A 15,701-nucleotide genomic window follows, 5' to 3' on the forward strand; every position below is an offset into this window, starting at 1 on the left:
AATTCTTCGCCCGTGGAAAGCGAGCGGTAAGCTTCGGAAAACTACGGGGGAACTTCATTAAAAGTGAAACTATATGGACTTTTTCAGTGGCCTCCGGAAAGGGAGCCGTTTCAACGATTTTCTTATTAATAGGGTATTGTACAGCCCCGTCTGGTAAAGCTAACTACAGTGCCTTTGAAGTGAGGAGGTCTATTTTTTAAGATAAATACTTTTTCATTTCTAGAAAATCGTTGAACAAGGCGACACTCCTGCGGGAATAGCGTTAGTCGAAGACACCGCAGCGAAGCGAGGAGACTGAGGCAACGCCCGCGGAAAGGGAGCCGTTTCAACGATTTTCTTATTTATTGGAATATTGGACAACCTCATCTGGAACCTTCAAACTAGGGACATTTTTAGCGCCCTCGCTACGCTCCGTCTTCCGCAAGAGTCTCGCAGCTTTTCTTCTACATATAGAATCAAGAGTATCTCAAAAGGTTTCGGGAATGTTCAACAGTCCCGAAACCTTTTGGCTTCAATCTGAGATGAGTCTTTCTATTAGACTCATCTTTTTATTAATAGCTATTTACTATATCAATAAACTCTTCTTTGTTATAAGCGCCAAGCATATTTAAAGCAGAATATCCTTGAGGGTCCTCTACGGTTGGATCGGCGCCGTATCCAGTTAAAAGAGAGGCTAACGAATAGTTTCCATTTTCCAAAGCTGCAGTTAATGCATTTGTGTAGTAGTCAGCGGTATTTGGATTAGCTCCTGCCTCTAGTAATATCTCCGCGATCGAAATATTATCTTCATATACTGCATAATGAAGTGCAGTAGTTTGCTCCGAATCGAAGTCTTCCAAATCAACTCCATTTGCTATAAGGTCTCTTACAGTGTCCTCATCATCATTTGAAACAGCTTCAATTAATGGCGTTAGAGTAAGTTCATAGTCAGTACTCGATAATTCATCCACAGTAGACACTTCATTTAATAGACTACCAGAAAATAAATTGGAATATGTGAGCGTTCCTGCTGTAACAATGGCAATAACTCCGATATAAACAACGAAGAAAATTCCAAACAAAGCACCTATACCAAGTGCGATTTTTGTTGAGTTAGAAAAGTAATTAGGAGTCCCTTCTATTTGCATAAACTTACCTACCGATTGAATTCGTTTTGGTAAAAGTGGATGGCTCGATAATACTTCGCTCAACCATACAGCAACATTCGATTCCGTATGAATTTGTTCTAGATATGCATCCTCGTTAACTTCTGTATATAATTTTTTTCCAACTCCGAGAATCGTAAGTGCTCGCTTAGCTGCCATCCCATTTTGTATATAATAGGCTGCTTCACGATCACAAGTATATTCACAAGAGCGGCTATATGCTTGCGAAAGAAAAGGAATAAACTGTGAAGGCATGATTAAAATATTTTTCCATACATGTCTCCGTTTCACATGGGAGAGCTCATGCGCAATGATAAAATCTAGCTCCGATTCTCCACGTTCTCTAGCAAGCTCAAATACTTCCGAATAAATAACAACCATATTTCTTCCTAGAAATCTTGTGGCAAACGCATTAAATGCACCTTCTGAATGAATGACAAATACATCAGGTACTTTTTTTAAGTTCATCTTATTAGATAAATAGACGACGCGTTCATACACATCAGGAAATTGCTTTTCACTAATACGTATCCCGTTACCACGGATAGATCCTAGCATAATAGCGTTGGCATAGAGTAAGACAGCAAATAGAATAAGTAAAATAGCAATTCCAAATAGAGATACTATAGCGAGTATGTATAAGAACAGACTGAAAATAATGCTAATTACGAAATATGGTATTTCTCTATTAGATGTTAAGTCTTTTGGTGACAAATTAAATCCCTCCTTTAAAATATTTATAAACTTACCAAATAATGTGTTTATAGTCAATTTGAATATTTTTTTATAAAAAAGTGCATTTGTAGATTCCTAATTAGCGCGTTTTCACACATTTAACCTATATTACATATTATTTTTACAAGAGGTGGTGAAAAATGCGCGAAGAAAAAGGGGGCGTACTCTACGATCCTTATGAAACGGAACAACAGGAATGGAAGAAACAACAAGTAAAAGATGGGGCAAAACAGCTACTAACGATAATTTCTCCTATCATCATCCTATTACTTTGGGAAATCTTTTCTCGAACAGGAATACTCGATATTCGATTTTTCCCTCCGCCGTCTGCAATCGTGTCCACATTTTTCGACTTAGCTGGGAGCGGACAATTGTGGACACATATATCGGTGTCTTTATATAGAATAGCAGCAGGCTTTTTGTTAGGGGTAATACCTGGAGTAACGATTGGGTTATTAATGGGGCTGTATGCGCCAATTCGACATTTTATTTCTCCTATTGTGATGGCTTTTATGCCAATACCTACACTTGCGCTACTCCCAATCATTATTATTCTTTTCGGAATTGGAGACTTTTCAAAAGTTGTAACAATCGCAGGTAGCGTATTTTTCCCAGTCGTCATTAATACGGTCGCAGGTGTTCTGAATATAGAAAAAGTGTACTTAGATGTCGCGAAAAATTATGGCACGAGTCCAAAGGATTTTTTCTTTAAAATTGCTTTTCCAGGAGCACTTCCTGTCATGCTAGAAGGTATTCAAATGGGGCAGGCGATAGCATTACTCACGATAGTTGCGGCGGAAATGATGGGAGCTACTTCAGGAATTGGGTATTTAATCTGGACCTCTTACAAAGCGTTTATGTTAAAAGAAATGTTTGTAGGTTTAGTACTTATTTCATTTTTTGGCTTTCTGTTTTCCCTTTTCTTACGTGGGCTTCAAAAGAAGATAGTCCCATGGAGGTGAGTAGTTGAATAATACTGTCAAAATATCAATCGACAATTTAACGAAAATATTTTACAAGAAGAATAATAGTGTAACCGCGTTTCAAAATGTGTCTCTTCAAATAGAAGAAGGAGAGTTCGTCTGTTTAGTTGGGCCGAGTGGATGTGGGAAAACAACATTACTACGTATACTAGCGGGCTTGGAATTACCAAGCTCAGGAACGTTCACAATTGATTCGGATTCAAATGACCGACCTTTACAATCGATGGTATTCCAAGAAAAAGGGGTTATCCCTTGGTTAACGGTAGAAGAAAATGTTGCATTTGGGCTTAAAATGCGACATTTACCGAAAGAATTTGTACGGAAACAAACTGACTATTATTTAGAAAAAGTAGGTTTAAAAAAGTTTTCAAAACTTTATCCTAAAGAGCTTTCTGGGGGAATGAAACAACGAATTAGCATAGCTCGCGCATTTGCTAATGACCCAGAAATTTTACTTATGGATGAACCATTTGCTGCACTCGATGAACAAAATAAATTTATTCTACAAGATGAACTGCTTTCAATTTGGTCTGAAACGAAAAAAACAGTGTTTTTTATTACACATAGTATTGACGAGGCTTTACTGCTAAGCGATCGTATTGTGTTGATGAGTGCACACCCAGGGGAAATAATAAAAGAAATCAAAGTTCCTATTCCAAGACCAAGAACGATGGAGCAAGTTCGAGCAAATGCAGAGATGGCAGAGCAATTCATTACGATTTGGAATCATTTGCAACAAGAAGTACAGCGATCAAGAAGATAGGAGGAAGTTTGTGAAAAAACGTTGGTTGATATTACTTGCATCGATCATTCTATTATTAGGTGCGTGTTCTTCCAAAGATAAAGAAAGTACAGGAGGAATCGATGATAAAGTAAATAAAGATAATCCTTCTGGTGATTTAGCTCCCCTTGAAAAGAAAGTGAAAGTAATTATTGCAGAGGATGGAGCTGCATCTGGAGCTGGCTTTTATATCGCAAAAGAAAAAGGTTATTTCGAAGAGTACAATATTGAAGTAGAATTTGCTCAATTTGCAAATAGTGATGAAATGCTACCGGCACTTGCTTCTGGTGACGTAGATATTGCAGGAGGTGTATCTACAGCGTCATTTTTCAATGCAATTGCACAAGGAATTGATGTTAAAATCATTGCAGATAAAGGGCATAATGTGGAAGGGAAGTCGTACTTCTCATTTGTAATAGGCAATCAAATGAAGGACGAAATTAAGGAATATAAAGACTTCAAAGGGAAACGTATCGCTATTTCTTCTAAAAACTCAATCGATGAATATATCTTTTTAGAAATGCTTAAGCATGCAGGATTAACTCCTGATGATGTGGAATTCGTCCTTCTTGGTGATTTCGGAAGTATGTTAGGTGCAATTGAAAATGGTTCTGTGGATGCAGCACTACAAATTGAGCCATTAATCGCTCAAGGTATTGAAAATGGTTTCCACACTCGATTTGGAGATACGACTGATTATGCTCCTGAATCACAAATTGCAATGGTACTCGGATCACCTAAGTTTATGAATGAAGAAAAGAATGTATCCTTACGTTTTATGGCTGCATATTTAAAAGGGGTACGTGACTACAATGATGCATTCATTAAAGGTGAAGGAAAAGAAGAAGTAATCGATATTATGACGAAGCATACATCATTAAAGGATCCGGCATTATGGGAGAAAGTTTTTGTAACAGGTTTAGATCCAAATGGAAAGATGTTTTTAGATGATGTTACAAAACAATACGATGTATATAAAGCAAATGGTGCAATCAGTGGGGACGTGGACTTCGACAAAGCGGTTGATACGTCGATTACCGAAAAAGCTGTAGAAATATTAGGAGAATACAAGTAAGAAAAGCAAAAGTATTCGTGACAACGTTCTACTGTACTTGAGTTTGCGCTTGGTTTTAAAATATTCTTATCTTTATTGTAAACGTCCAATAAGTTTTGGACGTTTTTTTATAAAATGTATTTTATAGTATACAATGAGTAAATATCGAATGGTAAATGAGGTGCATAGGGATGGTAAGTGTTTTAGTAGATGCAGATGGATGCCCAGTGGTAGATCTAACAATTGAGATAGCACAGTCTTTTGGATTAAAGGTAACATTGCTATGTGATACGGCTCATTATATGCAAAGAGTAGGTGCAGAAACGATCATGGTATCTAAGGGTGCAGATGCGGTCGATTTTGTATTAGTAAATAAAGTGAGTAAAGGGGATATCGTCGTTACTCAGGATTACGGTCTTGCTGCAATGGTGTTAGCTAAACAAGGCTATGCAATTGATCAAAATGGACGCTGGTATACACCCGAAAATATCGATCAGCTCTTAAATAGTCGACATATTTCGAAGAAAATTAGACAAGCGGGCGGTAGATTGAAAGGTCCAAAAAAGCGTCAAAAAGAAGACGACGAAAAATTTGAAGTGAACTTTAAAAAAATATGTATTCATGCGTTAAATAGCTAAATCTATTCAATCTGTTGTTTAAGTAATTCAACTGCTATATTTGGTATGTTCGTAAAAACTCCATTTGCTTTTAAATTTAGTGTTTTTTTTAATTCTGTCTCATCATTTACAGAATAAAGGTGAATTTGAAGACCGTTTTGTTGAACCTCACGTATAAAATGTTTATCAACAGAGCTTATGTTAACTCCAATACCACTTGCATAAGTATTTAAGCGATTGTAGTCTTGAACGGAAAGAGCGGCTTCCTCTTTGAAACTGAATAACTTGATAAGAGGAAGTCTTGGCTCAAGTTGGTGTATCTTTACTAAACTATCCTCATTAAATGATTCAATAATAACTTTAGGCAATCCTTTGTCTACATAAATCAGATTATACTGCTTTAGCAAGGCTATTAGCTTTTCTTCCATCTCATCATATATACCAGGTGATTTCATCTCAATATAGTAGTTCACTTCACTTCCAAAGTGGATAAATATTTCCTCTAATGTAGGTATGCTCACATCTTCGAATTCTTCATTTGCAAGACCTGGATACTCATTATTAAACCATTCTCCTGCATTTAGTAGCTTCAATTCTTTTAATGTGTATTCTTTTACAAATCCAGTCCCATCCGTTGTACGATCCACTTTTTCATCGTGCATGGCTACTAACACGCCATCTTCTGTCATTTGTAAATCAATTTCAATATAAGTAGCTTCGGCTTGCTGTGCTATTTCATATGCAAGGAGTGTGTGCTCTGGAGCATAGGCAGAAGCACCGCGATGCGCAATAACTAAAAACTCCTCTGAGGGAATCGGTTCTATCCTCTTTTCCGTATGTACACACCCAACAACTAATAATAAAAATGCCAGTATAATGTATTGTTTTCGCATAAGAAACCCCCTTTAAGTAAAGATATATTAAGAGATTGTTGGAAATGTAAAAATTAAGTAAAAATGTCAATTTGTTTTGACTTTGCAAAGTTTTCTCTTGTAACATGAGTTGTGTATAAAACAAAGATTATTATTTTTCAAGAAATATTCATTAAATAAATTCTTTATTAATAAACTCTACAAGACAGCTTATGGTAGTTTTGTGTAATTTTAGACAGGGAGGATGGGGTGCTTTGAAAAAGGTAGAACTTATCGATATTTCCAAGTCATATGACAAACAGTCAAATGTTATTTCTAATATTAACGTAACAATAGAACCAGGTGAATTTTTTGTTTTAGTAGGACCATCTGGTTGCGGAAAAAGCACAATGCTTCGAATGATAGCGGGATTAGAAGAAATAACAGACGGTGTATTGAAAATTGGTGAAAAAGAAGTAAATGATTTACCACCAAGTAAACGAGATTTATCAATGGTTTTTCAAAACTATGCACTTTATCCACACTTAACTGTGAAAGAAAATATTCAGTTTGGATTGCATGTAAAGAAGATTCCAAAAAAAGATCGTATGATTCGGACAAGTGATGTGGCAGAAATGTTAGGTTTGACTGATTATTTAAAGCGAAAGCCAAGAGAATTATCAGGTGGACAACGCCAACGGGTGGCTCTAGCACGTGCGATTGTAAATGAAGCCCCTATTTGTTTAATGGATGAACCATTGTCTAATTTAGATGCGAAGCTTCGAGCGCATATGAGATCTGAAATAAGACAAATTCAAAGACGATTAGGTATAACGATGATTTATGTAACACATGACCAAATTGAAGCAATGACTATGGGTGATCGTATAATGATCCTTCATGAAGGTTCAATTCAACAAATAGGTAATCCAATTGATGTTTACAATAATCCTGCAAATCCATTTGTAGCGACATTTATTGGTTCTCCGCCTATGAATATTACTTCGGGGGTAGGGGATAAAGAATCGAACGCTATCAGGTTAAATGATTCTATAAGTATTCCTGTTCCATTTGAGGATGAACGCTATTTAATGGAGAAAATAATTGTTGGCATACGCCCAGAACATATTAAAGCAGCAACGAAAGAGTCCAAAGAAGCAGAAAAAATTCTAGTAGAAGTTGTGAATGTTGAAATTCTAGGGAATGAAACAGTCTTTTCATTTTTAATGGGTGAGGGATCCTGGCAAGTTAAGTGGAGTGGACAATGGCAAATAGAGGTTGGAGATAAAATACCATTAATAATGAACTATGAATCTTTCTGTTTTTTTGATAGTGAGAAGAAGGAAATTATTAAAAAACCATCCGACGTGGAAAACCATGTATTTGGTAAAGAGGTATTTGTATGATGGTATCACAAACGAAAGCAAAGAAAAGTGTATGGAAACGATCCTTAGATGCTAGAACCGCATTGCTTTATTTACTGCCATCCATACTCCTATTTTCGGTCTTTGTTTTTTATCCAATGTTTCGGACAATTTATTTAAGTTTTTTTTTAACTGACCAAAACGGAAATGCTGCATTATTTGTAGGTCTTGAAAATTATACGTATTTACTAGAATCAGTGGCATTCCGCAATAGTATAAAAGCTACCTTCTTATTTGTACTATATACTGTACCGACAGGAATTATTATCGCACTAATACTTGCATTACTTGCTAACGAAAAACTTAAAGGTATTGGTTTTTTTCGTACGATTTATTCTTCAACTATGGGGATTTCCGTAGCAGCTTCCTCTGTTATATGGCTGTTCTTGTTTCACCCAAGTATAGGTATGTTCAATAAATTATTAAATATCTTTAATCTTCCACAAGTCGAGTGGTTACTGGATCCAACATGGGCACTACTTTCAGTGTCTTTATCAACGATTTGGTTAAATACAGGTTTTTCATTTTTAATATTGCTTGGTGGTTTGCAAAATATTGATGAGCATTTGTATGAAAGTGCACGAATTGATGGAGCAAGTTACTGGTATCGTTTGAGAAGAATTACGATTCCAATGTTATCGCCAACTTTATTTTTTATCGTAACCATATCACTCATTAACGCTTTCCAAACGTTTGGACAAATAGATATTTTAACAAAAGGTGGTCCATCTCAATCTACTAATCTAATCGTATATTCGATTTATAAAGAAGCTTTTGTCAATTATCAATTTGGAACCGCAAGTGCCCAAGCAGTGTTCTTATTTATTTGTATTTTGATCGTCACAATTTTGCAATTTAAACTTGGCGAGAGGAAGGTACATTATCAATGAGAATGCTAAAAAGATCGATTATTTATATCCTATTAATCGTGACTTCCTTACTCATGTTTTTTCCTATCATTTATGCATTCATGATAAGTTTCATGACTGGAGGAGAAATTTTACAAGGGAAATTTTTACCTTCCAATTTAAGTTTAGATAATTACGTGAAAGTGTTTGATCGACTTCCTTTATTTAATTACTTGATTAATAGTTTTGTAGTTTCTATAGGAGTGATGATTGGACAGTTAATCGTTTGTAGTCTAGCTGCATATGCATTTGTATTTATTCCGTTTAAAGGGAGAGACTTTGTATTTTTTCTGTTTATCTCGACGATGATGATTCCTTGGGAAGCAACTATGATTCCAAACTTTTTTACCATTCAAAAATTAGATTGGATTAATACGTATCAAGGTATGACATTACCGTTCTTTGCATTAGCTTTTGGGACGTTTTTATTGAGACAGCATTTTAAGACGATACCAAAAGAACTTCATGAAGCAGCGCAAGTAGCGGGACTTAATAGATTTACTTTTTTCTTTCGAATAGTATTACCTGTTTCAAAAACAAGCCTTGTTACGTTAGGTGCATATGGGTTTTTGACAACATGGAATATGTATTTATGGCCACTTCTTGTAACAACAAATAAATCCGTGAGAACCGTTCAAATTGGTCTGAAACAGCTACAATCTCAAGAAGTATCGACAGAATGGGGGGTGGTTATGGCAGGAGTAATTGTTGTTATTATTCCAACATTACTATTATTATTTTTAGGTCAAAAGCAATTGCAAAAAGGGTTAACTCAAGGTGCTCTAAAATAACAGTTATTCAAAACTAAAAACGAGGTGTACATTAAATATGAAGAAAAAGTTTAAATTTGCATATTTATATATGTTGCTACTAAGTCTTATTGCGTTAGCGGCGTGTACAAACAGTGAGAGTAACACATCTGAACAAAATGAAGAAAACAAGGAAAATAATGAAGTGGTAACAACTGAAGAAGGTAAAACAGTTATTTCTTTTTGGCATGCTATGTCTGGAGTTGGCCAAACTTCCCTGGATTCAATTGTAGCGGATTTTAATGCATCACAAGATAAATATGAAGTTCAAGCGGAGTTTCAAGGAACATATGAGGAATCTTTAACTAAGCTTCGTAGTGTAGGGGGTACAAAAGATGCTCCAGCAATAACACAAGTGTTTGAAGTTGGAACAAAGTATATGATCGAAAGTGGATTTGTTGAACCAATTCAAAAATTCATCGATGAAGACAAGTATGATATTTCTCAATTAGAAGGAAATATTTTAAATTACTATACAGTAGACGATGAATTATATTCTATGCCATTTAACTCGTCTACACCAGTTATGCTTTATAACAAAGATGCTTTTAAAGCAGCAGGACTAGATCCAGAAAAAGCACCAGCAACGTTTTCGGAAGTAATTGCTGCAGCAGCAAAATTAAAAACAGATGATATGAAAGGTTTCTCGATGTTAACATATGGCTGGTTTTTTGAGCAACTTGTTGCAACACAAGGCGGTTTATATGTAAATGAAGAAAATGGTCGTGCAGGAGATGCAACAGAGGCTACTTTCAATGGTGAAGAAGGTTTACGAGTATTTGAGTTTTTAGATACGATGAACAAAGCTGGTACTTTTGGTAACTTCGGAACAAATTGGGATGATATTCGAGCAGCATTTCAATCTGGTAAAGTTGCTATGTATATGGACTCTTCAGCTGGTGTAACAGGAATTATTAACAATGCCCCTTTCGAAGTTGGCGTTGCATATATCCCTTATTCAGATGAAGCAGAAAGAAAAGGCGTTGTTATAGGTGGAGCTTCTTTATGGATGTCAAAAGGAATTGCCGAAGCAGAGCAAAAGGCAGCTTGGGAATTTATGAAGTATTTAACTACACCTGAAGTACAGGCGAAATGGCATTTAGAAACAGGTTATTTCGCTATCAATCCTTCAGCATATGATGAAGCTGTTGTAAAAGATGCATGGGGTAAAATGCCACAATTGAAAGTGACGGTTGACCAATTGCAGAGTACAGAACCATCAATTGCAACACAAGGAGCTTTAATTTCTGTATTCCCAGAATCACGTCAACAAGTCGTTACAGCATTAGAAAATTTATATCAGGGGATGTCTCCTCAAGAAGCACTTGACCAAGCGGCAGAAGGAACTAACCGTGCTATCGAGATTGCAAATAAAACAAAATAATAGAGAAAAGCGCAAGGCGCCCGCTTGTCAGCGACAAGCGAACGGTAATTTTCGAGGAAGCATCTCTTAAGCCACCACTGAGAATTGGCATTTTACCTTGAGCTGACTGCGGACAGTAAAGAAGACGAACGAGAAGCTTTCAAAAGCCTCCTTGTTCGTTTTTTGATTATAAAAAGAAAACTATCTATTTAACAAATACCCTATTTTTTGTTATATTAAAACGAATGGACAAAATTTATAAGAGGTGGAGTAAAAAATGGAAACAAATGCATACAGAGTATTACTTTACTATAAATATGTCCCGATTGAAGATCCAGTAACCTTTGCACAAGAGCATCTTGCTGCTTGTAAAGAAATTGGATTAAAAGGGCGTATTTTAGTATCAGACGAAGGAATTAACGGTACTTGCTCGGGAACAATTGAACAAACCGACGCATACATGAACATGATGAAAGCGGATGAACGTTTTGCTGACATGGTGTATAAAATAGATGAAACGGAAGGACATGCATTCAAAAAAATGCATGTTCGTCCAAAGAAAGAAATCGTACATTTAGGATTAGCAGAGGATATTAATCCAAATGAATTAACTGGAAAATATCTTTCTCCAAAAGAGTTTTTTGAACAAATGCAAGCAGAAGATACAATTGTTATTGATGCTCGTAATGATTATGAATTCGACTTAGGGCATTTCCGTGGGGCGATTCGTCCAGATATTCGTAACTTCCGTGATTTACCTGAATGGATGATTGAGAATAAAGAAATGTTTGAAGGTAAAAAAGTACTGACATATTGCACAGGGGGAATTCGTTGTGAAAAATTCTCTGGCTGGTTAGTACGAGAAGGTTTTGAAGATGTTGCGCAATTACACGGTGGTATTGCAACTTACGGAAAAGATCCGGAAGTACGCGGTCAATTATGGGATGGTCAAATGTACGTGTTTGATGAGCGTATCGCTGTTCCGATCAACCAAGTAGAGCATGTTGTCGTGGGGAAAGACCATTTTACTGGAGAACCTTGTGAGCGCTATGTAAACTGTGCAAACCCAGATTGTAACGATAAAATACTTTGTTCAGAAGAAAATGAACATAAATATCTTCGTAGCTGTTCACATGAATGCCGCGTACACCCACGCAACCGCTACATCGTAGAACATAACTTATCCGAAGAAGAAGTAGAAGCAAGACTAGCAGCTATCGAAGAAACTGTATAAATAGATAAAAAGGTTGTCTCTCGAGTATTTTTCTACTTGAAGGCAACCTTTTTCTTCTTTCAAAGCGATCAGTTATGGTGATGTCCTTAAATATAAGATTTCCACTAACCTCAGCAACTCAACACGTAGATGCATCGTCTTGTTGAAGGTGAAGAAAAAATTATTACTGGTGCCAGGCACCAGTAATAATTCTGTAATATAAAGGGTATTGTGAGAGTAGTAGCGAAAGTAAGCTAGAGGTCTTTTTAAAATAGGATGGGGGAACGTATATGGCAATCGAAGTGAAGAAAATTTCAGATTTGAAAGAAGTCGACGTAACCAAACTTATTCAAGAAAGCGAAAAAGAAGGGTACCGATTCGTATCGAGACTTGCATCTGAATATGAAGATGGTACAAACAGATTTAGCGAACAAGGTGAGGCTCTTTACGGGGTGTGGGACGGCGAAGAACTAGTCGCAATCGGTGGATTAAATCGAAATATTGGTAGTTCAGGCGGAGATTCTGCAAGGCTACACCGCTTTTACACATTACCAGAGTACCGTAGAAAAGGAATCGGAAGTGTTTTGTGCAAGACTATTTCAGAAAATGCAAAAGGCAATTTTAATGAAATCACAACTAAAACGGAATCAGCAAAAGCAGACGCGTTTTATCGAGCAAATGGATTTACATTTGAAGAACGCTCTCCGCATACTACCCATGTGTTGAGTTTAGAATAGAAAGGAATTTTTAAGTATGAATGTTCAACAACTATTGAAAGACTATCCATTAATAAAAAATATCCAGAATACCGAAGAGGTTATTTGGATGAATCCAATCTTAAAAAATACTGTAGATGCTCTAAAAGATATATCTGTGACGAGTGATATGGTGCAGGACGCAAGTGATCGATTAGATCGATTTGCGTCTTATTTGCAGATTGCTTTCCCTGAAACAGAGAAATCAAAAGGCATTATTGAATCGCCACTTGTGGAAATTCCAGCAATGTCATCTGCATTGCAAAATATACTTCAGACTGAATTTGACGGGGAGCTTTTATTGAAATGTGATAATGCCCTGCCGATTTCAGGGTCGATTAAAGCAAGAGGCGGCATTTATGAAGTATTGAAAATTGCGGAAACACTTGCAATTGGTGAAGGGTTATTAACGGAAAAAGACGATTATGCATTATTAGCTTCTGAAGAAATGAAGCGATTTTTCAAAGGATATTCTATAGCTGTAGGATCCACCGGAAACCTAGGGCTTAGTATTGGTATTATGAGTGCAAAACTTGGCTTTCAAGTGACTGTTCATATGTCGAGTGACGCAAAACAATGGAAAAAAGATATGCTTCGTGACAAAGGAGTAGAGGTAATAGAGTACGCCTCGGATTATAGTAAAGCCGTTGAAGAGGGTAGAAAACAAGCAGAAAAAGATCCGAAGTGCTTTTTTATTGATGATGAAAATTCAGTCGACTTATTTGTAGGTTATGCGGTGGCAGCGAGCCGTCTGAAAAAACAATTGGAGCAGCAAGGGAAAGTAGTAGATGATAATAACCCGTTATTTGTCTATTTACCATGTGGAGTTGGTGGAGGACCAGGTGGTGTTGCATATGGCCTGAAACTATTATTTGGTGACAATGTCCATTGCTTTTTTGCGGAACCAACGCACTCTCCTTGCATGTTACTTGGTTTGTTAACCAGATTGCATGAAAACATTGCAGTAAGCGATATCGGACTCGACAATAAAACAGATGCAGACGGGCTAGCAGTTGGTAGACCTTCTGGGTTTGTTGGAAAAACACTAGAACATTTAATAGATGGTAGTTATACAATAAGTGATGAAAAGATGTATCAATTACTTGCTTTACTGACAGACACTGAAAAAATTCAGCTAGAGCCTTCTGCACTTGCAGGAATGACTGGGCCAATCCATCTTGCAAAGAATGGGGTTAACTTGAAGAACGCGACTCACATCGTATGGGCCACTGGTGGGGGAATGGTTCCAGAGAAAGCAAAGGAAGCGTACTATGAAAAAGGAAAGCTATTACTTAATCGGTAGAACTCCTTGTTTGCTCTTCCAAAAGTAATTGCTTTTTCTCAATTTGTAAAAAGGCTTCATTCTCGAGTTTCATCATTTCAATTTCTAATTGCTTTTGCTTAATTTGGTATTGCTTTACTGTAGCATAGCCCATTAGTCCAACCATACTGACTAATGCAATTCCAAAGCTTGAAAATATAATGATTTCAACCATGTATATTCACTCCTTTAGTATGTCCAGTATAGCAAAGTGAAAAATGAATAGCCATATTATTTCCAATTGTGATTCAAGATAGAAGGGTGACTTAAAGTGAAGAATAGCTTTTAAGTCATCCTTCTCATTTTGAAAACAAAGATGATTAACGAGTTTATTTTAATCAAAACTTTGTTTCTTTTTTTCTATCATTTTAATATTAAGTGGCTCAAAGGTAATTCTGTATTCTCCGTGTAATTTAAAGAGACCATATTTTTCAATAAAATAATCAATAACACTTTTCAAATACTCTGGAGTTATTTCTAGATTTGTGCATACTTCATCTAATGTAGTTTGTCCTTTCTCATAGCAGTCGATAAGCTTATCAAAAGAGACAATTTTCTCATAACCCCATCTTCGAGCTATTTGTTCTAATTTTACATTTCTTAAATCATTTAATTCTGTTATATCACCGTAGGTTGTTTCATAGTGACCAAGCTCTTCCGCTAATATACAATGCTTTTCATATTTATGTTTGAATTTATCAATTTCAATCACGTTATCGTAATATAAACCTGGGAGACCTTTAGGTAATACTTTTTCAATAATTTTAATATGTGGGTACTCCATTATCAGTTGATCATACGCCATGTATACACCTCATTTATCCGCGTTGTGATTTAATAAACTCAATATATTTCTTAATGTCTTCCATTTCTTCCTCTGTGACATCGTCATCAATATGTGCTGCAATAGTTACGACTTTCTTACTTTCACTCATTTTTTCTGAGTCTTCCCCTAAGAAATGCTGCCCAGGAACTTGAAAAAAATCAGCGAGTAATCGAACAAATTCCAGCTTAGGATCGGCTTCTCCATTTTCCCAACGACTTATGGAGCTCTTGCTAATTTTGCTACCGAATTTAGAATTTAAAGAATCTGCCAATTGTTCAATTGTTAGTTTTCTGTTCAATCTGAGCTCTTTTAATAGTGTTCCGAAGTTCTTCACAGTTAAAATCTCCTTACATATTATCTATAGTTAGAATTGTATATATAAATTTCCGTAAATGCAACAATGAGCATAATTAGTTCCGTTTTAGGAAAAAATATATTGACATAAATTTCTGTTAATACTATGATAGATTTATTCCATAAACGGAACTTAAAGTGAAAAATATTGATTTTTAATAGAGAATTTTATAAATGGTTCGCGCAATAAAGCTTATTAAAGGTGATATTAATTTCCGTTTTCGGAAAAAAGAGGGAGGGAAAGTATGAGAATGAGAGACTTAGAAGTAGATTCCGAAGGTAACATTAGTATTAATACAAGGGAATTTCCCAATCCATGCATCGTAGTAATTAGTAAAAATAAAGCAAAAATTACAGAGTTACCCCCTTTCGCTGATACAACCATTAAGACACATCAAGGAAAAGTTGTCCGTGTTAAATGGAGTGAGGGGGAAGATATTAATTTTTGAGTGTAATACATTTTTAAACATATAAACTATAGAAAGTAATAGTCCCACCAGTTATCTGGAGGACAGCAATCGATTTCAGCACTTGCTGTGTCTTTTGTTGTCCTCTTTTTTTA

Annotated in this window: 18 protein-coding genes; 13 read left to right on the top strand and 5 right to left on the bottom strand. The window is 36.0% G+C overall.

What is annotated here, in order from left to right:
• A partial coding sequence (locus FG384_RS19985) for a hypothetical protein (RefSeq protein ID WP_205961752.1) occupies positions 1–200 on the top strand: 200 nt, incomplete at its 5' end.
• Between the two features lie 351 nt (positions 201–551).
• Here FG384_RS19985 and FG384_RS06595 read toward each other — a convergent pair.
• Positions 552–1,859 carry a M48 family metallopeptidase gene (locus FG384_RS06595; RefSeq protein WP_142641803.1) on the bottom strand — a complete coding sequence of 436 codons (1,308 nt, stop codon included), beginning with the start codon at positions 1,857–1,859 and terminating at the stop codon, positions 552–554.
• 161 nt (positions 1,860–2,020) lie between these two features.
• Between FG384_RS06595 and FG384_RS06600 the strand changes: the two genes are divergently transcribed.
• From FG384_RS06600 to FG384_RS06615, 4 genes are all read left to right on the top strand, one after another.
• Positions 2,021–2,842 (top strand): ABC transporter permease, encoded by an 822-nt coding sequence (locus FG384_RS06600; RefSeq protein WP_142641804.1) that lies wholly within the window; start codon positions 2,021–2,023, stop codon positions 2,840–2,842.
• 4 nt (positions 2,843–2,846) lie between these two features.
• The gene (locus tag FG384_RS06605; RefSeq protein WP_142641805.1) at positions 2,847–3,626 is read left to right on the top strand and encodes an ABC transporter ATP-binding protein; all 780 of its coding nucleotides are present in this window, start codon (positions 2,847–2,849) and stop codon (positions 3,624–3,626) included.
• A 10-nt stretch (positions 3,627–3,636) separates the two neighbouring features.
• Positions 3,637–4,719 carry an ABC transporter substrate-binding protein gene (locus tag FG384_RS06610; RefSeq protein WP_240793360.1) on the top strand — a complete coding sequence of 361 codons (1,083 nt, stop codon included), beginning with the start codon at positions 3,637–3,639 and terminating at the stop codon, positions 4,717–4,719.
• 170 nt (positions 4,720–4,889) lie between these two features.
• Complete coding sequence (locus FG384_RS06615) at positions 4,890–5,336, top strand: YaiI/YqxD family protein (protein WP_142641807.1); 447 nt, start codon at positions 4,890–4,892, stop codon at positions 5,334–5,336.
• Positions 5,337–5,338: 2 nt separating this feature from the next.
• On the opposite strand, the gene FG384_RS06620 is transcribed toward FG384_RS06615, so the two are convergent.
• Positions 5,339–6,208 carry a glycerophosphodiester phosphodiesterase family protein gene (locus FG384_RS06620; RefSeq protein ID WP_142641808.1) on the bottom strand — a complete coding sequence of 290 codons (870 nt, stop codon included), beginning with the start codon at positions 6,206–6,208 and terminating at the stop codon, positions 5,339–5,341.
• A gap of 233 nt (positions 6,209–6,441) precedes the next feature.
• On the opposite strand from FG384_RS06620, the gene FG384_RS06625 reads away from it, so the two are divergent.
• The 7 genes from FG384_RS06625 to FG384_RS06655 all read left to right on the top strand — a co-directional run bounded on the left by FG384_RS06625 (position 6,442) and on the right by FG384_RS06655 (position 13,941).
• Positions 6,442–7,572, top strand: coding sequence for an ABC transporter ATP-binding protein (locus FG384_RS06625; protein WP_142641809.1), 1,131 nt, complete (start codon positions 6,442–6,444; stop codon positions 7,570–7,572).
• The gene (locus FG384_RS06630) at positions 7,569–8,480 is read left to right on the top strand and encodes a carbohydrate ABC transporter permease (protein ID WP_142641810.1); all 912 of its coding nucleotides are present in this window, start codon (positions 7,569–7,571) and stop codon (positions 8,478–8,480) included. The genes FG384_RS06625 and FG384_RS06630 overlap by 4 nt, the downstream gene beginning before the upstream one ends.
• Complete coding sequence (locus tag FG384_RS06635) at positions 8,477–9,289, top strand: carbohydrate ABC transporter permease (protein ID WP_142641811.1); 813 nt, start codon at positions 8,477–8,479, stop codon at positions 9,287–9,289. Before FG384_RS06630 ends, FG384_RS06635 begins: the two co-directional genes overlap by 4 nt.
• 37 nt (positions 9,290–9,326) lie before the next feature.
• On the top strand, positions 9,327–10,691 hold the full coding sequence (locus tag FG384_RS06640; protein ID WP_142641812.1) for an ABC transporter substrate-binding protein: 1,365 nt from the start codon (positions 9,327–9,329) through the stop codon (positions 10,689–10,691).
• Between the two features lie 256 nt (positions 10,692–10,947).
• On the top strand, positions 10,948–11,904 hold the full coding sequence (trhO, locus tag FG384_RS06645) for an oxygen-dependent tRNA uridine(34) hydroxylase TrhO (RefSeq protein ID WP_142641813.1): 957 nt from the start codon (positions 10,948–10,950) through the stop codon (positions 11,902–11,904).
• 269 nt (positions 11,905–12,173) lie between these two features.
• Entirely contained in the window at positions 12,174–12,620 is a 447-nt protein-coding gene (locus FG384_RS06650; protein WP_142641814.1) for a GNAT family N-acetyltransferase, read from the top strand.
• A 16-nt stretch (positions 12,621–12,636) separates the two neighbouring features.
• Complete coding sequence (locus FG384_RS06655) at positions 12,637–13,941, top strand: D-serine ammonia-lyase (RefSeq protein WP_142641815.1); 1,305 nt, start codon at positions 12,637–12,639, stop codon at positions 13,939–13,941.
• Here FG384_RS06655 and FG384_RS06660 read toward each other — a convergent pair.
• The 3 genes from FG384_RS06660 to FG384_RS06670 all read right to left on the bottom strand — a co-directional run bounded on the left by FG384_RS06660 (position 13,931) and on the right by FG384_RS06670 (position 15,119).
• Entirely contained in the window at positions 13,931–14,134 is a 204-nt protein-coding gene (locus FG384_RS06660; RefSeq protein ID WP_142641816.1) for a hypothetical protein, read from the bottom strand. The two genes, FG384_RS06655 and FG384_RS06660, sit on opposite strands and share 11 nt — an antisense overlap.
• Positions 14,135–14,293: 159 nt before the next feature.
• On the bottom strand, positions 14,294–14,764 hold the full coding sequence (locus FG384_RS06665) for an ImmA/IrrE family metallo-endopeptidase (protein WP_142641817.1): 471 nt from the start codon (positions 14,762–14,764) through the stop codon (positions 14,294–14,296).
• Between the two features lie 13 nt (positions 14,765–14,777).
• Positions 14,778–15,119 (bottom strand): helix-turn-helix domain-containing protein, encoded by a 342-nt coding sequence (locus FG384_RS06670; RefSeq protein ID WP_142641818.1) that lies wholly within the window; start codon positions 15,117–15,119, stop codon positions 14,778–14,780.
• 265 nt (positions 15,120–15,384) lie between these two features.
• Here FG384_RS06670 and FG384_RS06675 point away from each other — a divergent pair, with 265 nt between their 5' ends.
• Positions 15,385–15,588, top strand: a complete 204-nt coding sequence (locus tag FG384_RS06675) for an XtrA/YqaO family protein (RefSeq protein WP_142641819.1) — start codon at positions 15,385–15,387, stop codon at positions 15,586–15,588.
• Positions 15,589–15,701: the final 113 nt, after the last annotated feature.

The organism is Psychrobacillus vulpis, from assembly GCF_006861825.1.
Lineage (GTDB): Bacteria > Bacillota > Bacilli > Bacillales_A > Planococcaceae > Psychrobacillus > Psychrobacillus vulpis.